General features: G+C 68.8%; 24 protein-coding genes and 3 pseudogenes. 13 read left to right on the forward strand and 14 right to left on the reverse strand.

Going from position 1 to position 22656, the window contains the following annotated elements; all coding sequences use genetic code 11:
• Positions 1-35: 35 nt before the first annotated feature.
• The 5 genes and pseudogenes from V8F63_RS07075 (at position 36) to ilvA (ending at position 6642) form a co-directional block, all read left to right on the forward strand.
• Positions 36-2129 carry a S46 family peptidase gene (locus V8F63_RS07075; protein ID WP_134582290.1) on the forward strand — a complete coding sequence of 698 codons (2094 nt, stop codon included), beginning with the start codon at positions 36-38 and terminating at the stop codon, positions 2127-2129.
• Positions 2130-2462: 333 nt separating this feature from the next.
• Positions 2463-3440, forward strand: a pseudogene (locus tag V8F63_RS07080) (S46 family peptidase); the annotation flags it as partial.
• Positions 3441-3531: 91 nt separating this feature from the next.
• Positions 3532-4506, forward strand: a complete 975-nt coding sequence (locus V8F63_RS07085) for a S46 family peptidase (protein ID WP_392354881.1) — start codon at positions 3532-3534, stop codon at positions 4504-4506.
• On the forward strand, positions 4503-5030 hold the full coding sequence (locus V8F63_RS07090) for a GNAT family N-acetyltransferase (protein ID WP_392354882.1): 528 nt from the start codon (positions 4503-4505) through the stop codon (positions 5028-5030). The genes V8F63_RS07085 and V8F63_RS07090 overlap by 4 nt, the downstream gene beginning before the upstream one ends.
• Positions 5031-5126: 96 nt before the next feature.
• Positions 5127-6642: pseudogene (gene ilvA / locus V8F63_RS07095) on the forward strand (threonine ammonia-lyase, biosynthetic).
• Positions 6643-6770: 128 nt separating this feature from the next.
• Here the strand turns inward: ilvA and V8F63_RS07100 are convergent.
• The 7 genes and pseudogenes from V8F63_RS07100 to V8F63_RS07130 all read right to left on the reverse strand — a co-directional run bounded on the left by V8F63_RS07100 (position 6771) and on the right by V8F63_RS07130 (position 10391).
• Positions 6771-7172, reverse strand: coding sequence for a host attachment protein (locus tag V8F63_RS07100; RefSeq protein ID WP_025978619.1), 402 nt, complete (start codon positions 7170-7172; stop codon positions 6771-6773).
• A gap of 40 nt (positions 7173-7212) precedes the next feature.
• Complete coding sequence (locus V8F63_RS07105) at positions 7213-7686, reverse strand: methylated-DNA--[protein]-cysteine S-methyltransferase (protein ID WP_392354883.1); 474 nt, start codon at positions 7684-7686, stop codon at positions 7213-7215.
• On the reverse strand, positions 7647-7775 hold the full coding sequence (locus tag V8F63_RS07110) for a hypothetical protein (RefSeq protein ID WP_392354884.1): 129 nt from the start codon (positions 7773-7775) through the stop codon (positions 7647-7649). The genes V8F63_RS07105 and V8F63_RS07110 overlap by 40 nt, the downstream gene beginning before the upstream one ends.
• Positions 7756-8874, reverse strand: coding sequence for an Ada metal-binding domain-containing protein (locus V8F63_RS07115; RefSeq protein ID WP_392354885.1), 1119 nt, complete (start codon positions 8872-8874; stop codon positions 7756-7758). Before V8F63_RS07115 ends, V8F63_RS07110 begins: the two co-directional genes overlap by 20 nt.
• Positions 8875-8946: 72 nt before the next feature.
• Complete coding sequence (locus V8F63_RS07120; protein ID WP_392354886.1) at positions 8947-9663, reverse strand: hypothetical protein; 717 nt, start codon at positions 9661-9663, stop codon at positions 8947-8949.
• 20 nt (positions 9664-9683) lie between these two features.
• A complete protein-coding gene (locus tag V8F63_RS07125; protein WP_392354887.1) occupies positions 9684-10073 on the reverse strand; it encodes a hypothetical protein in 390 nt (129 codons plus the stop codon).
• A 19-nt stretch (positions 10074-10092) separates the two neighbouring features.
• Positions 10093-10391: pseudogene (locus tag V8F63_RS07130) on the reverse strand (helix-turn-helix transcriptional regulator).
• A gap of 168 nt (positions 10392-10559) precedes the next feature.
• Between V8F63_RS07130 and V8F63_RS07135 the strand changes: the two are divergent.
• Entirely contained in the window at positions 10560-11864 is a 1305-nt protein-coding gene (locus V8F63_RS07135) for a M14 family zinc carboxypeptidase (protein WP_392354888.1), read from the forward strand.
• The gene (locus V8F63_RS07140; protein WP_392354889.1) at positions 11780-13189 is read left to right on the forward strand and encodes a hypothetical protein; all 1410 of its coding nucleotides are present in this window, start codon (positions 11780-11782) and stop codon (positions 13187-13189) included. Before V8F63_RS07135 ends, V8F63_RS07140 begins: the two co-directional genes overlap by 85 nt.
• 21 nt (positions 13190-13210) lie before the next feature.
• Here V8F63_RS07140 and uvrB read toward each other — a convergent pair whose 3' ends face one another.
• Positions 13211-15538, reverse strand: a complete 2328-nt coding sequence (gene uvrB, locus V8F63_RS07145; protein ID WP_392354890.1) for an excinuclease ABC subunit UvrB — start codon at positions 15536-15538, stop codon at positions 13211-13213.
• 129 nt (positions 15539-15667) lie between these two features.
• Here uvrB and V8F63_RS07150 point away from each other — a divergent pair, with 129 nt between their 5' ends.
• The 5 genes from V8F63_RS07150 to V8F63_RS07170 all read left to right on the forward strand — a co-directional run bounded on the left by V8F63_RS07150 (position 15668) and on the right by V8F63_RS07170 (position 19732).
• Positions 15668-16804, forward strand: a complete 1137-nt coding sequence (locus V8F63_RS07150; RefSeq protein ID WP_392354891.1) for a beta-ketoacyl-ACP synthase III — start codon at positions 15668-15670, stop codon at positions 16802-16804.
• Positions 16744-17484: an iron-containing redox enzyme family protein gene (locus tag V8F63_RS07155; RefSeq protein ID WP_392354892.1), complete on the forward strand. Its 741-nt coding sequence runs from the start codon at positions 16744-16746 to the stop codon at positions 17482-17484. Before V8F63_RS07150 ends, V8F63_RS07155 begins: the two co-directional genes overlap by 61 nt.
• On the forward strand, positions 17481-18410 hold the full coding sequence (locus V8F63_RS07160; protein WP_025978610.1) for a DUF6999 family protein: 930 nt from the start codon (positions 17481-17483) through the stop codon (positions 18408-18410). The genes V8F63_RS07155 and V8F63_RS07160 overlap by 4 nt, the downstream gene beginning before the upstream one ends.
• A gap of 96 nt (positions 18411-18506) precedes the next feature.
• Complete coding sequence (locus tag V8F63_RS07165) at positions 18507-18752, forward strand: cation:dicarboxylase symporter family transporter (protein WP_392354893.1); 246 nt, start codon at positions 18507-18509, stop codon at positions 18750-18752.
• Positions 18753-18766: 14 nt separating this feature from the next.
• A complete protein-coding gene (locus V8F63_RS07170) occupies positions 18767-19732 on the forward strand; it encodes a cation:dicarboxylase symporter family transporter (RefSeq protein WP_392354894.1) in 966 nt (321 codons plus the stop codon).
• Between the two features lie 6 nt (positions 19733-19738).
• Here V8F63_RS07170 and V8F63_RS07175 read toward each other — a convergent pair whose 3' ends face one another.
• Positions 19739-19957 carry a hypothetical protein gene (locus V8F63_RS07175; protein WP_025978608.1) on the reverse strand — a complete coding sequence of 73 codons (219 nt, stop codon included), beginning with the start codon at positions 19955-19957 and terminating at the stop codon, positions 19739-19741.
• 197 nt (positions 19958-20154) lie between these two features.
• Here V8F63_RS07175 and V8F63_RS07180 point away from each other — a divergent pair, with 197 nt between their 5' ends.
• A complete protein-coding gene (locus V8F63_RS07180; RefSeq protein WP_392354895.1) occupies positions 20155-20481 on the forward strand; it encodes a hypothetical protein in 327 nt (108 codons plus the stop codon).
• 102 nt (positions 20482-20583) lie between these two features.
• Here V8F63_RS07180 and V8F63_RS07185 read toward each other — a convergent pair whose 3' ends face one another.
• Genes V8F63_RS07185 through V8F63_RS07205 form a run of 5 tightly spaced genes read right to left on the reverse strand, consistent with a single transcriptional unit; the run spans position 20584 to position 22642 of the window.
• Positions 20584-20874: a GNAT family N-acetyltransferase gene (locus V8F63_RS07185; RefSeq protein WP_025978606.1), complete on the reverse strand. Its 291-nt coding sequence runs from the start codon at positions 20872-20874 to the stop codon at positions 20584-20586.
• Positions 20875-20900: 26 nt separating this feature from the next.
• Complete coding sequence (locus V8F63_RS07190) at positions 20901-21275, reverse strand: membrane protein (RefSeq protein ID WP_025978605.1); 375 nt, start codon at positions 21273-21275, stop codon at positions 20901-20903.
• A 13-nt stretch (positions 21276-21288) separates the two neighbouring features.
• Positions 21289-21663: a serine/threonine protein kinase gene (locus tag V8F63_RS07195; RefSeq protein WP_392354896.1), complete on the reverse strand. Its 375-nt coding sequence runs from the start codon at positions 21661-21663 to the stop codon at positions 21289-21291.
• Between the two features lie 57 nt (positions 21664-21720).
• Complete coding sequence (locus V8F63_RS07200; protein WP_167309558.1) at positions 21721-22050, reverse strand: dihydroneopterin aldolase; 330 nt, start codon at positions 22048-22050, stop codon at positions 21721-21723.
• Positions 22051-22105: 55 nt separating this feature from the next.
• Positions 22106-22642 (reverse strand): 6-carboxytetrahydropterin synthase, encoded by a 537-nt coding sequence (locus tag V8F63_RS07205; protein ID WP_392354897.1) that lies wholly within the window; start codon positions 22640-22642, stop codon positions 22106-22108.
• Positions 22643-22656 lie beyond the last annotated feature (14 nt).

Raw genomic sequence — 22656 nt, forward strand, 5'->3', positions numbered from 1 at the left:
GCGTGGGCGTGGTGTCCCGCCTCTCGGAGACGCCTATGTCGGTTCGCCGCACCCTTTCCTTCACCGCCTCGCTGGCCGCCCTCGGCATGGCCGCCGTGGTGGTCAACGCTCCCGCCTCGGCCGCGCGCGCCGACGAGGGGATGTGGACCTTCGACACCTTCCCGATCCAGACGGTCAATGAGAAGTACGGCACGCGCATCGATCAGGCCTGGCTGGACCGCGTCCGCAACGCCGCCGTGCGCCTGCAGGGCTGCTCGGCCTCCTTCGTCTCGGGCGAAGGCCTGATCCTGACCAACCACCACTGCGTCATCTCGTGCGTCCAGGACCTGTCGACGGCCCAGAACGACTACGTCAAGAACGGCTGGATGCCCGCCACGCGCGAGGAAGAGAAGACCTGCCCCGGCCAGACGGCCGAGGTCCTGACCGACATCACCGACGTCACCGACCGCGTCCTGGGCGCCGGCTCGGGCCTGGAAGGCGCCGCCTTCGTCGCCGCCCGCTCGGCCGAGATCGACAAGATCCAGAAAGAAGCCTGCGGCGACGACCGCAAGCTGACGTGTCAGGTCATCAGCTTCTATCGCGGCGGCAAATACGCCCTGTACAAGTTCCGCAAGTATGAGGACGTGCGTCTGGCCTTCGCGCCGGAGTTCCAGGCGGCCTTCTTCGGCGGCGACCCGGACAACTTCAACTTCCCGCGCTACGCCCTCGATGCGGCCTTCCTGCGCGCCTATGAGGACGGCAAGCCGGTCGCCTCGCCCAACCACCTGAAGTGGAACCCCAACGCCCCCACCGACGGCGAGCCGACCTTCGTGGCCGGCAACCCCGGCTCGACCTCGCGCCTGCTGACCATGAGCCAGCTGGAGCGCCTGCGCGACCAGCAGATCCCCATCACCCTGATCCAGAGCGCCGAACTGCGCGGCCGTCTGGTCGAGTATTCGACCCTGGGCGAGGAAGAAAAGCGCGTCGCGCTGGACCCCATCTTCGGTCTGGAGAACAGCTTCAAGGTCTACTACGGCCAGCAGGGCGCCCTGACGGACCCCGCCTTCATGGCCAAGAAGCGCCAGGAAGAGGCCGAGCTGCGCCAGCGCGTCGCCGCCGACCCGGCCGTGGCCGAGCGGATCGGCGACCCCTGGGGCGATCTGGAGAAGGTGCAGGCGACGGCCCGCGACCTCTATCTGCCCTATCGCCAGCTTGAGGCGAACGCCGGCGGCGGCTCGACCCTGTATTCCTACGCCCGCGCCATCGTCCGCGCGTCTAAGGAGCGCGCCAAGCCGGTCGCCGAACGCCGCGCCGGCTACGCCGACAGCGACATCGCCGCCCTGGGCCGCCGCCTGGCCTCGGACGCCCCGATCCCGGTCGGCGTCGAGGAGATCCAGCTGTCGCACTGGATGCTGAAGACCCGCGAATATCTGACGGTCGACAGCGCCGATGTGAAGGCCATGCTGGGCGCCGAAAGCCCCGAAACCATCGCCGCCCGTCTGGTGCAGAGCCGCCTGATCGACCCGGCCTTCCGCGCGCAGGCCCTGGCCATGACGCCGGAGCAGCTGGCCGCCTCGGGCGACCCGATGATCGCCTTCGTCCTGGCCAACGACGACGCCGCACAGGCCGTCCGCACCCAATGGGACGCCGGCGTCAACGCCCCGACCGCCCGCGCCGCGGAAAAGGTCGCCCAGGCCCGCTTCGCCGTCTACGGCGACAACCTATATCCCGACGCCACCTTCTCCTTGCGCCTGTCCTACGGCCAGGTGAAGGGCTGGACCTATCGCGGCGTCACCGTGCCGTCCTTCACCTACATGGGCGGCCTGTACGAGCGCGCCACCGGCGCCGAGCCGTTCAACGCCTCCGAGCGCTTCCTGGCGGCCAAGGACCGGATCAACAAGGATGTCGTCTACGACTTCGTCTCGACCAACGACATCATCGGCGGCAACTCCGGCTCGCCGGTTATCAACGCCAAGGGCGAAGTGATCGGCGCCGCCTTCGACGGCAACATCCACTCGTTGGGCGGCTCGTTCGGCTACGACGGCGAGCTGAACCGCACGGTGTCGGTCTCGACCGCCGCCGTCACCGAGGCCCTGCGCAACGTCTACAACCAGCCGCGCCTCCTGCGCGAACTGGGCGTGCGTCGCTAAATAAGGCGACTTTCTCCTCCCCACATCGTGGGGAGGGGGACCACGAAGTGGTGGAGGGGCCTGCGACAGCAGAACCAAGCAGCCCCTCCGGCTCGTCGGCTTCGCCGCCGATCCACCTCCCCATCGCCATGCGATAGGGAGGAAAAGTTACGCCCCCTCTGACGCATCGGCCTGCTAGCTTTCTTCCTGCCGATTTCAGACTATTCAGACGAATTAGACTCTGTTTTTCCTCGCCGGAGTCTGAATCAGGAGCTTCTCATGCGTCACATGCTGTTCGCCTCGGCTGCCGTCCTGGCCTTCGCCGCCGCCTCTTCCGCCAAGGCCGAGGAGGGCATGTGGACCTACGACAACTTCCCCATCGCCCGCGCCAATCAGACCTTGGGCACCAATATCGATCAGGCCTGGCTGGACCGCGTGCGCCTGTCGTCGGTGAAGTTCGGCGGCTGCTCGGCGGGCGTCATCTCGGCCGAGGGGCTGGTGATGACCAACAACCACTGCGTCTCGTCCTGCGTCGCCAACCTGTCGACGCCCCAGCTTCAGTATAATGAGACCGGCTTCACCCCCAAGAGCCGCGAGGAAGAGCTGCAATGCCCCGGCGCCTCTGCGGAAATCCTGACCGACATCACCGACGTCACCGCGCGGGTCCAGAAGGCGGGCACCGGGCTGGACGGCCAGGCCTACACCCAGGCGCGCGAGGCCGAGGCCGGCCGCATCGAAACCGAAGCCTGCGGCGACGACGCCAAGATCCGCTGTCAGGTCGTCAGCCTGTATCGCGGCGGCCAGTTCAAACTCTACAAGTTCCGCAAATACTCCGACGTGCGTCTGGCCTGGGCGCCGGAAGACCGCGCCGCGACCTTCGGTGGCGATCTGGACAACTTCTCCTTCCCGCGCTTCGCCATCGATGCCGCCTTCATCCGCCTGTATGAAGACGGCAAGCCCGCCGCGACCCCGACCCACTTCACCTGGAACCCGAACAAGCCGACCGAGGGCGAGCCCGTCTTCGTCACCGGCAACCCCGGCTCGACCCAGCGTCTGCTGACGCAGGCTCAGCTGATGACCATCCGCGACGTGGTCCTGCCGCTGGACCAGCTGATCGCGTCGGAGCTGCGCGGGCGTCTGATCCGCTATTCGGAAGAGGGCGAGGATCAGGCCTTCATCGCCATGGACCCGCTGTCGGGCGTCGAGAACACCTACAAGCGCGGGCGCGGCCGGATGGCGGCTCTTATCGACCCGGCCTTTATGGATCAGCTGGCCGGGCAGGAAACCGTCTTCCGCCGCGGCGTGGCCGAGAACGAGGCCCTGTCGGCCGAGGTCGGCGATCCCTGGGCCGTTTTGGCGCAGGTCCAGCCGATCGCGCGCGAGGCTCTACGCCCCGATGGCCCTGCTGGAAGGCGGCACCGGCATGGGCACCACCTCGGTGGCGGGCGGCTCGCCCCTGTTCAGCTGGGCGCGGGCCATCGTGCGCGGGGCGCAGGAGCGCGCCAAGCCGTCGGATCAGCGCCTGCCCGAGTTCGCCGACAGCCGCCTGCCGGGCGTGCAGTCCAGCCTGTTCGCCGCCCGCCCGACCTATCCGGAGCTGGAGCAGATCCGTCTGGAATGGTGGCTGTCCAAGACGCGCGAATGGCTGACCGTCGACAGCCCTTACGTCCGCACCCTGCTGGGCAAGGAGAGCCCCGAGGGCCTGTCCGCCCGTCTGGTCGAGGGCACCAAGCTGGCCGATCCGGACGTGCGCCGCGCCCTGTGGGAAGGCGGCCTGCCCGCCGTTCAGGCCTCGACCGATCCTCTGATCCAGTACGTCCTGGCCATCGACGCCGACGCCCGCGCCGTGCGCGCTGACTGGGACAACAAGGTCAAGGCGCCGACCGACCGCGCCTCGGAACAGCTGGCCGCCGCCCGCTTCGCCGTCTTCGGCGACGCCGTCTATCCGGACGCCACCGGCACCCTGCGCCTGACCTACGGCCGGGTCGAAGGCACGGACGTGCCGGGCCAGCGCATCCCCGCCTTCACCACCTTCGCCGGCCTGTGGGACCGGGCGACCGGCGCCGAGCCGTTCAACGTCGCGCCCAAGCTGCTGGCCGCCAAGGACCGCATTGACCCGAACGCGGTGATGAACATGGCCGTCTCGTCCGACACCATCGGCGGCTCGTCGGGCTCGCCTGCGGTGAATGCGAAGGGCGAGATCATCGGCGCCAACTTCGACTCCACCGTCCTGACCCAGCGCAACGCCTATGGCTATGACCGCAACGTCAACCGCAGCGTCATCGTCACCACCCAGGCCGTGACCACGGCCCTGCGCGACGTCTACGGCATGGATCACCTGATCGCCGAACTGGGCGCGGATGCGCCCAAGGCCGCCCCGCGCCGGGCGCGCCGTTGACCGGCCCGGTCTTTCGACCTGCGGCGCCGGACGACGTGCCGGCGCTGCGCGCCCTGATCGAAAGCGCCTATCGCGGCGACAGCGCCAAGGCCGGCTGGACCCACGAGGCTGACCTGCTGGAGGGCCAGCGCACCGACGAGGCGGAGTTGCGCGACATCCTCGCCGACGCCTCGCGGATCATCCTGCTGGCCGAGGTCGACGGCGCCCTGATCGGCTGCGTTCAGGTCGCGGATCAGGGGCGGGGCCTGGCCTATCTGGGCCTGCTGACCGTCGATCCGGCGCGTCAGGCGGGCGGTCTGGGCCGTCTGTTGATCGAGGCCGCCGAGGCCGAGGCCGCCGCCCGCTTCGCCGCCACGCGCATGGAGATGACCGTCATCCGCCAGCGCGCCGAACTGATCGCCTGGTACGAACGGCGCGGCTATCGCCTGACCGGCGAAACCCGCCCCTTCCCGCTGGACGACCCCCGCTTCGGCCTGCCCCGAACGCGCGACCTGGCCTTCGTGGTTCTGGAGAAGGCGCTTTAGATTAGCAGGGAAGGGCGCAATTTTCGTTCTCATAAGGTTTGGTCTGGCCTAGACGAGCACACGCTTCGTTTCTTTTTCTGACGCCTGACCGAGATCATCGTGCAAGACACCGTCCGCCGCATCCTGACCGCCCGCGTCTATGACGTGGCCGAGGAGACCCCCTCGATCCGCTCAAGCGGCTGTCGGCCCGCCTCGGCCGGACCGCCCTGCTGAAGCGCGAGGACCTGCAGCCGGTCTTCTCGTTCAAGATCCGCGGCGCCTACAACAAGATCGCCGCCCTGAGCCAGGCGGAGTTGGCGCGCGGCGTCATCTGCGCCTCGGCGGGCAATCATGCGCAAGGGGTGGCGCTGGCGGCGGCGAAACGCGGCGCGGCGGCCACCATCGTCATGCCGACCACCACGCCCGGCATCAAGGTGGCGGCGGTCCAGGGGCTGGGCGGCCGGGTCGTGCTGCATGGCGAAAGCTTTGACGACGCCTACGCCCACGCCCGCGAGTTGGAGAAGCAGACCGGCGCCGCCTTCGTCCACCCCTTCGACGATCCCGACGTCATCGCCGGGCAAGGGACGGTGGGGCTGGAGATCCTGCGCCAGCACGCCGATCCGATCGACGCCGTGTTAATCCCCATCGGCGGCGGGGGCTGGCGGCGGGGGTGGCGGCCATCGTCCGCTTCCTGCGGCCTGAGACGCGCCTGATCGGCGTCGAACCGGCCGAGGCTCCGACGATGAAAAGCGCCATTGAGGCCGGGCGGGTCGTCGATTTGGATCAGGTCGGCCTGTTCGCCGACGGGGTGGCCGTGCGCCGCGCGGGCGACGAAACCTTCCGCCTGTGCCGCGATCTGCTGGACGAGATCGTCCTGGTCGACACCGACGCCATCTGCGCCGCCGTGAAGGACATCTTCGACGACGTGCGCGCGGTAGCCGAGCCGTCGGGCGCCGTGGCGCTTGCCGGCCTAAAGGCCTGGGCCGCGCGCAATCCCGGATCGGGGGCGCTGGTCGCGATCAACTCGGGCCAACGTCAACTTCGACCGCCTGCGCCACGTCGCCGAGCGGGCCGAGATCGGCGAGGGCGCCGAAGCCCTGTTCGCGGTCTCCATGCCCGATCGGCGCGACGACTATCACCGCTTCCTGCAAAGCCTGGACGGCCGCTCGATCACGGAATCAATTATCGCTGGTCCGGCGACGGCACGGCCCAGATCTTCGTCGGCGTGGCCCTGCGCGACGGCGCCGCCGAGCGTGAAAGCCTTCTGCGTCGCCTGACCGCCGACGGCTATGCCGTCGTCGACATGAGCGACAACGAGACCGCCAAGCTGCACGTCCGCCACATGGTCGGCGGACGCACCATCGGCCTGCCGCATGAGCGGCTGCTGCGCTTCGAGTTCCCCGAGCGGCCGGGCGCCTTCCTGCGCTTCCTCAACAGCCTTCAGCCCGCCTGGGCCCTGACCCTTTTCCACTATCGCAACCACGGCGACGACGCGGGCCGGGTGCTGGCGGGCGTCAGCGTCCCGCCGGATCAGGCGGCGGCCCTGACGACGGCGCTGGACGACCTGGGCTATCCGTACGTCGACGAGACGGACAACGCGGCCTGCCGCCTGTTCCTGGACGGGGCGGCCTGACCACCGGCGCCATCCCGGAAGCGGCGCAGCCGCTGTCCGGGACCGCCAGAGAGGCGAACGTCGAGGTCTGGGAGGTCCCGGCTCTCCGCCTCGCCAGCGAGGCTGCGGCCGGGATGACGGGCGTTATGTCACGCCCGGCTGATCGCCTCGGCCACCTCATCGGCCGGGCGGCCGGTCAGATCCTTGGCGATTTCGCCGACCAGCAGGCCTTCCAGCGTCTTGTGCCAATGCTTGCGCAACTGGCCTAGGGTCTTGGGCGCGGCGACGACGGCCAGGGCCTCGAACTTGTTGGTCAGGGCCATGTGGTTCAGCGCCTCGGCCACGCCCATGGCGAAGCCGTCCTCGGCCTGGGTGTCGTTGTCGGGGTTGGCGTCGCTGGAGCGGCGGCCCGGCGCGCCGGACAGGCGTTCGGGGATTTCGGGAGTCGCCATCGGCTTGAGCTGGATGTCGAGGTTGTGGCCGGTGTTGCGGAACAGGCTCAGCTTCTCGCCGTCGGCGACGGCGACCAGAGCCCCGTTGGGCAGGTTCATATCAGACTCCACATATGAGCGCCGAAAGGAAAGGGCGCTGTCAGTCCAGCGCAAACGCCCCCTGTCCCGTTCCATCATCAGGGCCAAGCTGCGACGCTTCGTGCGCCAGAAGCCAGCGCTTGCGCTCCAGCCCGCCCGCGTAACCGGTCAGGGTTCCCTTGGCGCCGACGACGCGGTGGCAGGGCACGATGACGCCGATCGGATTGGCTCCGTTGGCCAGCCCCACGGCGCGCACCGCCGCGGGCTTGCCGATGGCCTTCGCCAGTTGGCCGTAGCTCCAGGTTCGTCCCGCCGGAATGGTGCGCAGCGCCGCCCAGACCGCGCGCTGGAAGTCGGTGCCGCCGGTCTTCACGGCGAGGCGGTCCAGCGCCGTCAGGTCGCCGTCGAAATAGGCGATAATGGCCTTCCGCACCGCTTCGGGCGCGCGGCCGGGCGTCAGCCGCACCTCGCCGTAATGACGGGCCAGGAGCGTCATCATCCGCGCCTCATAGTCGGTGAAGTCGAAAGCGCGCACGGCCCCTCCGCGTCCGTGACCAGCAGCACCTCGCCCACCGGCGTGGCGATGCGGTCCAGCGTAAAGGCTTCAAGCTGCGTCTTTTTCATCGTCGCTCTCCATGATCGCCGCGCCGTCTACGCCTGCCTCGCGCAGGTGCAGCGCGCCATAGGCCCGCCAGGGTCGCCACCGCTCGGCCCGCGCCGCGAGCCTGTGATCTTCAAGCCGGTCGCTGGCCATGTCGCCCTCATCGTCGATCCAGGCGCCCGGCAGGCGCAGGCCGGGCCGCGCCGCGACCAAGGGCGCCAGAACAGGGTCGAGCGACAGGTCGCGCCGGATGGCCTCGGGGTCGGCTGGCAGGTCGAACAGCCGCCGCACCCGCGCCAGCACGCCTGGCAGGGCCTTGAGGTCGTCCAGCGCCGCCGTGACCGCCAGGCGGTTCCCGTCCTCGAACCGGGCCGAGACCTCGCCCGTCGCCCCGTCCGTCGCCGGGTTCAGAACGCGACGCCAGACCCCGCCCTCAACCGTCTCGCCCCTCGCCTTCAGGGCCGCCAGCATGGCCTCGACCTCATAGGGCGGGCGATAGGGCAGGCTCAGCCGCACGCCTTCATTCGACTTGGCGTCCCACGGCCGCTCGGCCCGCGCCCGCAGCGCTGACGGGGGCCGTCCATAAAGGGCCTGAAACGTCTCGTTGAAGCGGCGCACGCTGCCGAAGCCGGACGCCATAGCGACTTGGGCCATGGGCAGGTCGGTCTGGTGGATCAGGGCCTTGGCCAGCAGGACGCGGCGCGTCTGGGCCACGCCGACCGGGGCGGCCCCCAGGTGCTGGCGGAACAGGCGGCGCAAGTGTCGCTCGCCTACCCCCAGCCGCGCGGCCAGGGCGTCGACGTCGCCCTCATCTAGCGCCCCCGCCTCGATCAGGTTCAGCGCCCGGCTGACAGTGTTGGACGTCCCCCGCCACGCGCCCATATCGGGCGCGGTTTCCGGCCGACAGCGCAGGCAGGCGCGGAAGCCCGCCTCCTCGGCCGCCGCCGCGCTGATGACGAAGCGCATGTTCTCACGCTTGGGCGTCCGCGCCGGGCAGACCGGGCGGCAATAGATTCCGGTGGACTTCACGCAGGTGAAGAAGCGCCCGTCGAAGCGCGGGTCGCGCGTCAGGACCGCCCGATAACAGGCCTCCTGATCCAGCGTGTCGCGGGCGTTGTCCATGCCCGCACCTTGCGCCTGAGATGATGGCCTGTCTCGCGGTTTTCGGACATGACGGCGCCGCAGCCCGGCAGATCACCCCTCGCGCGTCGTCGCGAGCCGCCAGACATAGGTCGCGATGTTGACGACGAAGCTGATCGCCATCACCGCGAACACCCAGGTCAGCACCGTGCCCAGCGTCAGGGCTGTCCCCTCCAGATCGCGGCCCGCATCGTTCACCGCGCGCAGGGCGTCCAGGCTGATGTTCGTCGCCCCGCCCTCGACGCGGGCGCTCGCCGCGCCCTGGGTCAAGGTGAGCCACCAGCCCGCATCAAACAGTCGCCACAGCACCCAGAGCGCCGCGCCCGCCAGCGGGATCTTCAGCAGCAAGGTCAACCGCCCCTCGCGCCCGCGGATCAGGCTGACCGCGTCCACCGCCATGCCGCCGACGGCCAGGGCCAGGATGGGGCCGTAGAGGGCCGCCCACACCGGCGCCGCCTCGATCCCGACCGCGCCGCTTCTCAAGGAGAACTCGCCCAGGCCCGGAAAGCGGATCACGCCGATCCACCACATCACGAAGACGCCCCCGACGATCAGCGAGGCCAGCGCCTCCAGCCCCGGCTTGTCGTTCGCCGTCACGCCCCACACGCGGGCGCCCTTCGGCAACCACTCCGCCTTGGCCTTCTCAGAGCCCGACAGAGAGGCGCCCCACTTCGCCGGATCGGCCAGGCCGAAGGCCGACAGGTCGCGCACCCGCCATTTCGTCAGCCAGGTCGGCTTGATGTCGTAATGCTCCAGGATCGCGCCGGCCAAGGTCAGCGCTCCCAGCAGGGTCAGCCCCCGGAGAAGAAGCCGTGGAAGGCCTGGCTGATCGCTCGTCCGAAATCAGCCGGCGCGCCTAACACGCTGACCAACAGCCCCAGCGCCTGAACGGCCGCAATGACGATCAGCCCGGCCTTGGCCCCGAACAGCCAATAGGGAAACAGTTCCGGCCCGATCAGGCTGTCCGGACCCTTGCGATAGCGGGCGGCGACGATCAGCGGATGGCCGATCTCGTGCAGGATCGCCTCCTTCTCCTCGTCGCTCAGGGCACGGCCCAGCTCCTCTTCGCGGGCCTCGACGCGGCTCAGGATCAGGTCGCGCAGTTCGGCGACGATGTCCTCGCGGTCCTCGGTCGGCAGTTGCGCCGCCACGGCCTCCAAATAGCGTTCGATGATGTCCATCGCGCCCTCTCCCGTCCCTTCAGAGAATTCGTTCCAGCGAGGCGTTGATGCCGCGCCATTCCTCGGTCAGGGCGGCCAGCATGGCCTCGCCCCCGGCGACAGGACATAGAAGCGCTTCTTTCGCTTCTCCTCCTCGCGCCATTCGCTGGTCAGCAGCCCTTGCCCCTCCAGCCGCCGCAGCAGGGGGTAGAGGGTGGATTCCTCCATCTCCAGCCCATCCGCCGCCAGCGCCTGACGCAGGGTGTAGCCGTAGCGTTCGGTCCGCAGGCAGGCGAGCACCGCCAGGACCAGCGTCCCGCGCCGCAGCTCCAGCCGCATCGTCTCGAACAGTTCCCGATCCACGCTGTCGCCTCACCTGCCGCCACATAGTGTGTGACGCACAGTGTATGCGACATACTGTGCGCCATAGTCAATACAGGATGTCCCGCCGCTTCCTTCACGGGACCCGCAAGGCTAAGTTGGCCGCTCCGTAGGGGAGTATTCTGAATGTCGTATCGTCGCCGCGCCGCCTGTTCCATGCTGGCGCTCAGCCTGGCCCTGGGCGCCGCGCCTGCACTGGCGCAACAGACGCCGCCCGCGCTTCAGGCCGTCGTCGGCCATGACAGCGGCGAGCGCATCACACGCTCGGCTGATGTGCGCCGCTATTTCGAGGCGCTGCGCGCCGCCAATCCCGACCGCATGGTCATGGGCGACTACGCCCAGTCGTGGGAGGGCCGCCCCCTGTTCTGGGCCGCCGTCGGCTCGCCGCGCAACATCGCCCGGCTGGATGCGATCAAGGCCGCGACCAACGCCTTGGCCGATCCGCGCAAGACCTCGCCCGAGCAGGCCCGCGCCCTGATCAACGACACACCGGCCATCGTCTGGATGGCCTATTCGGTCCACGGCAATGAGATCAGCCCCGCCGACGCCGCTCTGGCCGCCGCGCGCCGCCTGACCGACAGCCTCGACGCCGAGGCGCAAGGCTGGCTGGAGAACGTCGTGGTCGTCTTCGTCCCGACCCAGAACCCCGACGGGCGCGAGCGCTTCATCAACAGCTTCGAGGCGGGCCTGGGCGCCCAGCCCAACGGCGATCCCCTGTCGGCCGAGCGGGCCGAGCCCTGGCCGTCGGGCCGCTTCAACCACAATCTGTTCGACCTGAACCGCGACTGGTTCATCCAGTCCCAGCCGGAGACGCAAGGGCACTCGGCCCTGATCCGCGAATGGCGTCCGCAGGTAGTGGTCGATTCCCACGAGATGGGCACGGATTCGAGCTTCTTCTTCCCGCCCGAAGCCCAGCCGCTGAACCCCTGGATCTATCCGCCGATCCTGGACGCGCGCGAGCGGTTCGGCCGCAACACCGCCGGACGCTTCGATCAGGCGGGGCTGGACTATTTCACGCGCGAAACCTTCGACGCCTTCTACCCCGGCTACGGCGACGGCTGGCCCGCCTATTTCGGCGCCGTCTCCATGACCTATGAGCAGGGCTCATCGCGCGGGTTGCTGGCGCGGCGTTCCTCGGGCGAGATGCTGACCTACGCCGATACGGTCAAGGGCCACCTGACCGCCACCCTGTCGACCATCGAGACCGCCGCCCGCGACCGCGAGAAACTGCTCAGCGACTTCTACGCCTTCCACCGCGACGGGATTTCAGGCGGACGGGGGCCTATGTCCTGTCGCGCTCCGCCGCGGCCGACCCGGCCGCCGCCGACAAGCTGGCGGGACTGCTGGTGCGTTCGGGACTGGAGGTCGGACGCGCGACTGCATCCTTCTCCGCCTGCGGCCAGAGCTATCAGGCGGGCGATTACATCGTGAATCTGTCCCAGCCGCAGCGCCGCATGGCCGAGACCCTGCTGGCCAAGGACGTGCCGCTGGACCCGAAATTCCTGGCCGAGCAGGAGGCCCGCCGCGCGCGCGGTCTGGGCGATGAGATCTATGATCTGACCGGCTGGTCGCTGCCCCTGCTGTTCAACGTGCCGAGCCAGCGCTGCACCGGCGCCCCCTCGGTCCAGACGGCCGCCGTCGGCCCCGAACTGATCCGCCCCGCCGCCGTGGCCTCCGGCGACGCGACCTACGGCTACGCCATCCATCCGGGCACGGCGGGGATGCGCTTCCTGACGGCCGCCCTGACCGACAAGCTGCCGGTCCGCTCCGTCGAGGAGCCCTTCACCCTGGACGGCCGCGCCTATCCGGGCGGGACCTTTATCGTGCCGCGCGCCGGGTCGCCCGCCGACCTCGACGAGCGCGTCCGCCGTCTGGCCGCCGGCAGCGGCGCCCAGGTGACGCCGCTGGCCACCTCCTGGGTCTCCAGCGGTCCCAGCGTCGGCTCGGACAAGGCGACGCTCATCGCCGCCCCGCGCGTGGCCATGGCCTGGGATGACCCGACCGAGCCGGAATCGGCCGGATCCATCCGCCATGTGCTGGAGCGGGAATACGGCTGGCCCGTCACGGCGGTGCGCACCCGCCGCCTGGCGAACGCCGACCTGTCCCGCTACCAGGTGCTGATCCTGCCCTCGGGCGGCGACTATAAGCAGATCCTCGGCGAGAGCGGCGTCGCTAATCTGCGCGCCTGGGTCCAGGCGGGCGGCGTCCTGATCGGCGTCGGCTCGGCCAGCCGCCTGCTGACCGATCCCGATTCCAAGCTGCTGGAGAGCCGCCGCGAGAGCGCCGCCTCCGGCGACGGCGACAAGGACAAGAAGGACGGCGGCAGCGAGATCGCCACCGACGCCGAATACCTGGCCCTGACCGGCCACCACGGCGGGGCGCCCGATCCGGTCGCGGGCGTCCTGGCCAGCGCCGTGGTCGACAATGAACACTGGCTGGGCGCGGGCGTCGCCCCGACCCTCAGCGTCATGGTGCGCGGCTCGGACATCTACACCCCTCTGGCCCGCGATCAGGGGACCAACGTCGTGCGTCTGGCCGGACCGGATCAGGTGCTGGCGTCCGGGCAGCTGTGGGCCGAGAACCGCCGCCAGCTGGCCTACAAGCCCGTCGCCATGGCGTCCGAAGTCGGGCGCGGCCAGGTCGTCGCCTTCACCCAGGACGTCACCATGCGCGCCTTCCTGGAAGGGCTGAAGCCGATGTTCCTGAACGCCATCTTCCGCGGCCCGGCTCACACCTCCGGGACCAAGGGAAACTGACGGGGGTGAAGGGGAGGGGCGTCAGCGCCCCTTCCTGAACGCCTCGGCCTTTTCGGCCGCCGCTTCCCTGCGCCAGCGTTTGGGGGCGGACTTGTCGACTTCCTCGCCCGCGCCCGTCAGCGCTTCGTTGGCGAACTCGAGGTCGAGGAGCTTCATCTTCTTGATCTCGTCGCGCAGGCGGGCGGCTTCCTCGAACTCGAGGTTGGCGGCGGCTTCGCGCATCCGGCCTTCCAGATCCTTGAGCGCGGCCTGGAAGTTGGAGCCGATGAAGGGCTTGGCTTCCTCGGCGACGCCGGGGCGGGTCAGGCGGTCCAGGTCGCGCGACTCATAGGGGCTGTCGAGGATCTCCTTGATGTCGCGCTTGACCGTCTCGGGCGTGATGCCGTGTTCGAGGTTGTAGGCCTGCTGCTTCTCGCGGCGGCGGTCGGTCTCGGCGATGGCGCGCTCCATCGAGCCGGTCATGCGGTCGGCGTAGAGGATGACGCGGCCGTCGACGTTGCGCGCGGCCCGGCCGATGGTCTGGATCAAGGAGGTCTCGGAGCGCAGGAAGCCCTCCTTGTCCGCGTCGAGGATGGCGACCAGGCCGCACTCGGGGATGTCGAGGCCCTCGCGCAGCAGGTTGATGCCGATCAGGCAGTCGAACGAGCCCAGGCGCAGGTCGCGCAGGATCTCGATGCGCTCCAGCGTGTCGACGTCGGAGTGCATGTAGCGGACGCGCACCCCCTGTTCGTGCATGTATTCGGTCAGGTCCTCGGCCATCTTCTTGGTCAGGGTGGTGACCAGGGAGCGGTAGCCCGCGCGGCTGGTGGCCTTCACCTCGTCGATGACGTCGTCGACCTGGTTGCGGGTCGCGCCGGAGACGGGGCGGATCTCGACCGGGGGGTCGATCAGGCCGGTTGGGCGGATGACCTGTTCGACGAAGACGCCGCCGGTCTTGTCCAACTCCCAGGCGCCGGGGGTGGCCGAGACGAAGACGGTCTGGGGCCGCATGGCGTCCCATTCCTCGAACTTCAGCGGCCGGTTGTCGATGGCCGACGGCAGGCGGAAGCCGTACTCGGCCAAGGTCGACTTGCGGCGGTAGTCGCCGCGGTACATGGCGCCGATCTGGCCCACGGTGACGTGGCTCTCGTCGACGAACAGCAGGGCGTTGTCGGGGATGTATTCGAAGAAGGTGGGCGGCGGCTCGCCCGGCGCGCGGCCGGTCAGCCAGCGGCTGTAGTTCTCGATGCCGGCGCAGGAGCCGGTGGCCTCCATCATCTCCAGGTCGAAGCGGGTGCGCTGTTCGAGGCGCTGGGCCTCCAGCAGCTTGCCGTTCTCGACCATCCAGTCGAGCGTCTCCTTCAGCTCGGCCTTGATGCCGGTAATCGCCTGATTGAGCGTCGGGCGCGGGGTGACGTAGTGGCTGGCGGCGTAGACGGTGACTTCGTCCAGCGCATTGGTCTTCTTGCCGGTCAGGGGGTCGAACTCGTCGATGGCCTCGATCTCGTCGCCGAACAGGCTGATGCGCCAGGCGCGGTCCTCAAGGTGGACGGGGAATATCTCAAGGGTATCGCCGCGCTTGCGGAACATGCCGCGCTCGAAGTGGACGTCGTTGCGCTTGTACTGCAGCGCGATCAGGTCGGCGCGCAGCTTGGCCTCGTCGATCTGGTCGCCGACCTTCAGGCCGAAGGTCATGGCGGTGTAGGTCTCGACCGAGCCGATGCCGTAGATGCAGCTGACCGAGGCGACGACGATGACGTCGTCCCGCTCCAGGATCGCGCGGGTGGCGGCGTGGCGCATCCGGTCGATCTGCTCGTTAATCGACGAGTCCTTCTCGATGTAGGTGTCGGTGCGCGGGACGTAGGCCTCGGGCTGATAGTAGTCGTAGTAGCTGACGAAATACTCGACGGCGTTGTCGGGGAAGAAGGCCTTGAACTCGGAATAGAGCTGGGCCGCCAGCGTCTTGTTGTGGGCCAGGATCAGGGCCGGGCGCTGGGTCTGTTCGATCACCTTAGCCATGGTGAAGGTCTTGCCCGAGCCGGTGACGCCCAGCAGCACCTGTTCGCGTTCCCCGTCGTTCGCCTGGGCGACCAGTTCGGCGATGGCGGAGGGCTGGTCCCCCGCGGGCTGGTATTTCGTCTCCAGCCGGAACGGGATGCGCTTCTTGTTGGTCGGCCGGTCGGGGCGGTGAGGGACCCAGTCGGCGGGCGCGGCGGGCGCTTCCTCGGGCGTCAGGCGCGGACCGCTCACCGGCGCGAACATCGGCGCACGACCGTGATCGAAGGCGACGGGCGCCTCGCTGAGACCGGGATTGGGCGTGTGGACGGGCTTGGTCAGCTTCGGGGACGGTGTCGCGGGAGAACGGGCCATGAACATCAAGGTAATGCCTGCGCCTGCGCGACGCTAGGGCGCGCGGAACGGCGATTCCGATAAAGGGCGACGTCTGAAACGGCGATTTCCCGGTTGTGCGATTGGGGCCGTATCGCCAAGGTCCGCGCCATGAGTGAGCTTCGCGACGTCTTCATCACCGGGACCGGCGCCGTCCTGCCCGGCGAGCGGATCGGCAACGATCGGATGGAGGATTTCATCGGCCGGATCGGCGGGCGGCCGTCCGCTGTCGGGCGCCGCGCCCTGCGCTGGAACGGGATCGAAGGGCGGCACTACGCCCTGAACGAAGACGGGGCGCCGTTGCATTCCAACGCCTCCATGTGCGCCGAGGCGGTGCGGGCGGCGCTGGACGCAGCGGGGCTGAGCCTGGGCGACCTGCAGCATCTGGGCGCGGCGGCGACGCAGGGCGACTATCTGGTGCCCGGCCACGCCAGCGCCGTTCAGGCCGAACTGGGCGCGGGGCCGCTGGAGGCGTTCAGCTATCAGTCAGTCTGCGCCAGCGCCCTGATGGCGGCCAAGGGCGCGTGGCTGAGCGTGCGCGCGGGCGAGGCGGATGTGGCCGCCGCCTGTGCGGGAGAGTTTTCCTCGCGCTGGTTCCGGCCCGCCTTCTATGAGGGCACGGCGCTGGTGGACGATAAGGGCCGCGCGCGGATCGAGGCGGACTTCCTGCGCTTCACCCTGTCGGACGGGGCGGGCGCCGTCGTGATGGAGCCGAGGCCGAAGCCCGACGGCTTCAGCCTGAAGGTCGAGTGGATCGACATGACGTCGCTGGCCGGGCGCTTCGATCCCTGCATGTGGGCCGGATCGACGCCGGAAGCGCGCGCCGACATGACCAGCGCCTGGAGCCACGCAGGCCCGGCGGCGGCCCATGCGGCGGGGGCGGTGGCCCTGCTGCAGGACTTCGACCTGCTGAAGATCGTCATCCGCGCCTGGATCGGCGTCTGGCTGGAGAAGGTGGACGCCGGGCGGATCGTGCCGGATCAGGTCGACCATCTGCTGTGTCACTACTCCGCGCGGTCGCTGCGTCAGGAGATTGTCGGCCTGCTGGAAAGCACGGCGGCGATGATCCCGGAGGAGAAGTGGTTCACGACGTTGGCCGACAGCGGCAATGTCGGCTCGGCCTCGATCTGGGTCATGCTGGACGCCTTCCTGAAGTCGGGACGCGGAAAGCGCGGAGACAGGGTGTTGTGCATCGTGCCCGAGAGCGGGCGGGCGATGATCGGCTTCATGATGCTGGAGATTGTGTGATGGCGGAACGCGAAGCCGAGGCGGCGGTGGCCGATACTCTGAGGAAGCTGGCGGTTGTCTTCGCCGATTTCGAGCAGCGGCTGGAGGCCACGCCCCTGATCCGCAAGCTGACGCGCGGGCGGTTCGAGGTCGCCGACTACCACGCCTTCCTGATCAACCTGCGCCAGCAGGTGAAGGACGGGGCGCTGTGGATGAGCCGGGCGGCGTCGAACATCGGCGAGGATCATCTGGAGCTGCGCTCGACCCTGATGCGCCATGCGGTGACGGAGCATCGCGATTTCCGCCTGCTGGAGGCCGACTTCACAGCCTCGGGCGGGGCGCTGGAGGATATTCAGTCGGCGCCGAAGAATGTGGGGTCCGAGGCCCTGTCGGCGTGGATGTTCCATGAGGCGTCCAAGCCCGATCCCTTCGGCCTGCTGGGCGCCATGTTCATCATCGAGGGGCTGGGCTCGATCAAGGCGCGGCCGTGGGGCCTGAAGGTGCAGGAGCGGCTGGCCCTGCCCGACGAGGCGGTGCGCTTCCTGCTGTATCACGGCGACAACGACGCCGAGCACATGAAGGAATTCGAGGAGATGCTGGGCATGGTCCTGCCCGATCCCTTCATCGCCGAACGCATCGTCACGACGGCCAGGGTGACGGCCCGCCTCTACGCCCTGCAGATCGAGGAGATCGCGGCGTGAGATACTATAAGCCGCACGAGGACCCGTTCGACCCCGCGCGGTTCGACCCCAGGGATCCCGACCCGTGGATGGCGCTGTATCTCGATCACAGCCTGCCGATCGACGACGGGGCCAAGCGCGACCTGCTGCTGGGGGCGCGGTCGCGCTCGCGGCGCTGGCTGTTCCCGGTGGCGCGGCCGCTGGTGTTCCTGTTCTTCTGTCTGGTGAAGGTGCTGCGGGTCATTTCGCCGAAATACCCGAACCTGAACGGCCTGCTGCACAAGACCATCCACTGGGGCCTGCGCACCTTCGCCACGCCCGAGGCCAACCGGGTGATCCTGCGCCACTTCCATGTCGGGTCCGAGCTGACCGCCTTCGTGCGGGAGAATGCGGGCGTGGGCGACAAGGTGACGAAGTGGCCGCTGACGCCGACGCGGCTGAAGGACATCGAGCCGGACCTGTTCCTTCAGCACGATCTGAACATCTTCAACTTCGTCATCGAGCTGAACGCCGCCCTGCGCGCCGAGGGGCGGGAGCTGACGCCGCCCGAACGCATCGACTTCTCCATGATCTCGGACGAATTCCCGCCGTTCGAGGAGTTTCCGCGCAAATGGCATAACTTCGTCGACGTGCAGACGGCGGTGGAGTTCTACACTCCGATCTACGCCCTGATGCTGCCGCGCGACGACTTCGTGCGGGCGTCCAGCTCGCTGCAGCTGGATGAAGTGATCGCCATCTACATCGCCCGCATCCTGGGCACGAGCTACCACATGGCCTTCGTCAAGAACGGCCACCCGCTGGTGGCGCTGTCGACGCTGCAGGCGGGCTATCGGCTGATGATGCACGGGCTGGATTCAGAGGCCATGCACGGCTGGCTGCGGGTGATGAAGGCGCGTCAGGCGGCGGGCCTGCCGCTGGACCCGGCCAATTCAGGCACGCCGCATTAAGGCAGGAGGCGGTCGCCGATTTCCGCTGGCGCACGGCGCGGCGGCTGCTAGCGTGGCCGGATGAAATCGGCGCGTTCCTTTCTGACCTCTCTCAGCATGCTTGTGTTGCTGTCGCTTGTGCTGGGCCTGGTCGCCGGGGCGGCGGCGCAGCGCTGGGGCCTGCCGGGCGGGCATGTGACGGCCGACCTCATCCAGGCGCTGGGCCAGCTGTGGCTCAATGCGCTGAGGATGACGATCATCCCGCTGGTGTTCAGCCTGTTGGTGACGGGCATCGCCTCCATCGCCGATGCGGCGCGGACCGGGCGTCTGGCGCTGAAGGCGGTGGCCTGGTTCGGGGGCTGATCGTCTTTGCGACCATGTACGCCGTCGCGGCGGCCTATGGGCTGCACGCCCTGTGGCCGATCGACCCGGAAGGCGCGCGCCTGCTGCTGGCCATCAAGCCGGAAGGCGCCGAAGGCCTGGGCGCGGGCGCGCCGTTCAGCGAGTTTCTGAAGACCATCGCCCCGTCCAACCCGATCCGCGCGGCCGCCGAGGACGCCATTCTGGGCATGGTGGTGTTCGCCGTCTTCTTCGGCTTTGCGGCCTCGGGGCTGCCCGAGCGGCTGCGCGTGCCTCTGATCACCTTCTTCGAGGCGGTGGGCGAGACGATGATCGTCATCGTCCGCTGGGTGCTGAGCGTCGCGCCGCTGGGCGTCTTCGCCCTGTCGATCGGGGTGGGGCTGACGGCGGGGGCCAGCGCGGCGGGGGTGCTGCTGCACTATGTGGCGCTGATCTCCATCGCCTGCATCGGCATCGGCCTGATCTTCTATCCGCTGGCGGTCATCTTCGGCCGGGTGTCGCTGGGCCGGTTCGCCCGGGCGGCGGCGCCGGCGCAGGTGGTGGCCTTCTCGACCCAGTCGTCGCTGGCCAGCCTGCCGGTCATGGTCGAGCGGGCGGTCGACGAACTGGGCGTCAAGCGGGCGACGGCGGGTCTGGTCCTGCCGCTGGCGGTGGCGGTCTTCCGCATCACCAGCCCGGTCGCCAATCTGGGGGTGGCCATCTATTGCGCCCACCTGTTCGGGCTGGAGCCCTCGGCGGGCCAGCTGTTCGCCGCCATGCTGACAGCGGTGCTGATCTCGATCGGCACGGTGGGCCTGCCCGGTCAGGCCAGCTTCTTCGCCTCCATCGCCCCCATCTGCATCGCCATGGGCGTGCCGCTGGAGCTGCTGCCGCTGCTGTTGGCGGTCGAGGTCGTGCCCGATATCTTCCGCACCCTCGGCAACGTCACCGCCGACCTGGCCGTGGTCCGCATTGTTCAGGGCGGCGAGGCGGCGTCGGACTGAAGCCCTCTACTCTTCCATCGCCTCAAACATGGCCTCGGCCTCATCGAAGGTGTCGTAGTCGAGGCGTTCGGGCGGGCGCACGATGACGAAGCGGGTCAGGACGGGGGCGGCGGGCTCGGGACGCCGGTCCCACTGCCAGAAGGTGCGGTCGAGCCGGCTTTGCAGAAGGGTCCACTCGCCTGCTTCTCCCTGAGGCGGCTTCGGCGGCGGAACGGTCTGTCTCATCAGCGTCTCCCTGTGCGGCGACAGCAAAGCGCGGCTGGACCACAGTGTCAAAGAGCGTAACACAAGCGGAACCGTTGGCGGCGGTCGTGATTGATGCGGCCTTGGCGCAACATGCGGCGCCGTCCTTGCAGCTTGGCTGCAGATGGGATGCGACCCTAAGGCGAAAATGAGGCATGCTGTCGCCAGGAGAATATGCGATGACCAAGTCCAGCAATGAATCCGACGCCCGCGCCGCCCTGCGCGTGGTCTCCTCGCCGGAAGCCGAGGTCTATGACCTGATGCGCGCCCCCGAAACCACCGCCGAACGGGTCAAGCGCCTGCAGGCCGAAGCTCGCGCCCTCGCCCTTGAACAGGTCGAGGCGCTCGAAGCCGCCCTGTGCAAGGCCGCCGAGATGGCCAAGGAGATCGCCGACGGCGGCGACGCTTATCCGGTCGGCGCCCGCGAACTGGCCGCCCGCCTGGTTGCGGACCTGCCTTCCAAGGCCGAGACGATGAAGGCCATCGTCGCCAAGAGTCATCCTTGATCTAAGGGCGCTACCGCTCGCCGCGCGGCGGCTCGCTGCTTGAGCGCGCGAAGCGCCAGGCTGCGTCGGGTCGAGAAGGCGGAGCCTTCTGACCGCAGCCCACTACGAACCGAGTACGTCTTCGTACTCGGGATGGCGTTTCAGCCAGGCGACGGCGTAGCTGCAGTGGGGGATCAGCGTCAGCTTTTCGGCGCGGGCGTGTTCGGCCAGGGCCTGCATGAAGCGGCCGGCGGCGCCCGTGCCGCGCAGGGCCGGGTGGGCCTCGACGTGCAGGATGATGCGGGCATGACCGCGCACGGCGTATTCGGCCCAGACGGGATGCTCGGTCCCGTCAGAATCGGCGAATGTCTGCTGGAAGCGGTGGTCGGCGGCGTGGTCTTTGAAGGCGGACACGAAAGGCTCCTCCTGAAGGGGTCAGATCAGGCCGGCCGATCGTTCAACAGGGCCAGCAGACCCAGAACGCTTTTCACCGTGAACCAGATCGACACCAGCAGCAAAAGAAGTCCGAACAGCAGAAGGAACGGAATGCCGATCAGGAAGGCCGAAGCCACGGCGCTGACGGCCACCAGCACCCACAGGATGGCGCTGATCCAGAACACCGACCAGAACAGCTTGATCTGCGCCTCGACATGCTGGGCCGCCAGACCCGTGGCCGAGCCGCGCGTGATGTAGGCCACCACCAGACCGACCAGCACCAGCACGTTCGCGCTGGGGATCGACAGGATGTAGAGGATCCACGCCACGATGGCGCCGTCGCGGCCCGCAATGGGGGCGGCCGGGTTCTGCTCGCTCATAAAGGCGGTCCTTTCAGTAGAAGAGGCGGCGGGGCTCAGCGATAGGGCGTCCGTTCAGCAGGTCCTTCAGCCCCAGAGCGCCGCGCACGATGGTCCACACGGCCATGATGAACAGGACGAAGACGCCGACGTTGACCAGGATCAACACCGCGCCGGCGATGATGGCGCAGACGGCGGCGAGAAGGGTGCGCTGCTGAAAGATGAAATGGCTGCGCAGAATCGGATCGACCGGCGCGGCACGGCGCCAGACCCGCAGCAGTCCGACCGCCGCCGCCACGCCGAAGGTCGGCGCCGCCAGCAGGATCAGCGCATAGCCGACATAGAGCCCGGACAGGTCAGCCGAGACCTCGCCGTCGCTGTTGCTGGTGTAATCGCCGGACTGGACCATCGGAACCTCTTGTCAGAGCGAGATGATGGCGGGACGGACGGCCCCGCGCAACCAGCCTCAGCGCGAATAGGCGACTTCGCAGGCGGCGGCCGCGGCGTCAGGAATGGCGCCCGGTTTTTCGACCCGCACGATGACGCCCAGCACGCGGGGATCAGCCAGGCAGGCGACCGCCGTGCGTTCGGCGAAGGTTTCGATCAGGGCGATGTGCGGCCCCGCGGCCAGTTCGCGCACGATGCGGGCGACGCCGTCGTAATCCAGGGTGTCGGCCAACCGCTCGACCGGCGCGTCGCCCAGGTCCAGCTCGACGTCCACGACCAGAGGCTGGAGCCGTCCATGCTCGTGGTCATAGAAGCCGATGGAGGCTTCGACCTTCAGCGCCCGCACCATGACTTTCAGGCCCAGGCGGCGCGGCTCGGCGGAGGGCAGGGGGTGACGACGGCGCTCAAGACCAGGTCTCCGGCGGCAGAAGATCATTGATGCTGAAATCGGCCCGGTCGCACCAGCCGCCCAGCGCCCAGGCCCGCTCCGGCTCGGTCAGGCCGCGCGTCAGGACGGTGTTGGTCGGCGTTTCCTCAATGGCCAGCTCGGCCAGGCGGAACGGCAGACCCTCGGCTTGCAGGATGGCTTCCAGCTTGCGCCACAGGGCGATGACCAGGGCCTCGGTCGTCGGGTCGCCGTCGACCGTCAGCAACTGGTTGAGCCGATGCGGTTCATGCTGCTGGAACCAGCCGAGCAAGGGGTCGGCGCGGTTCAGCTGAAAGGCGTGGTCCAGGCTGCGGTCGACGAAGCCGTGCCAGCGCGCCTTTAGCCGCTCGAAGGAGGCCGCATAGTTGGCGCCGCCGAAGTCGATCTCGGCCGTCGGCTCCAGCGTCACGGTCACGAACTCGTTGTGCCCATGCGGCACGGCGCACTTCGACCCCGCATCGGCGATCAGCCGGTGCGCCATCGAGAAGCGGCGAGTGAAACGGACAGCGGGCATGAAGGTCTCAGGAT

The organism is Brevundimonas sp. LF-1 (genome assembly GCF_037055305.1).
GTDB lineage: Bacteria > Pseudomonadota > Alphaproteobacteria > Caulobacterales > Caulobacteraceae > Brevundimonas > Brevundimonas sanguinis.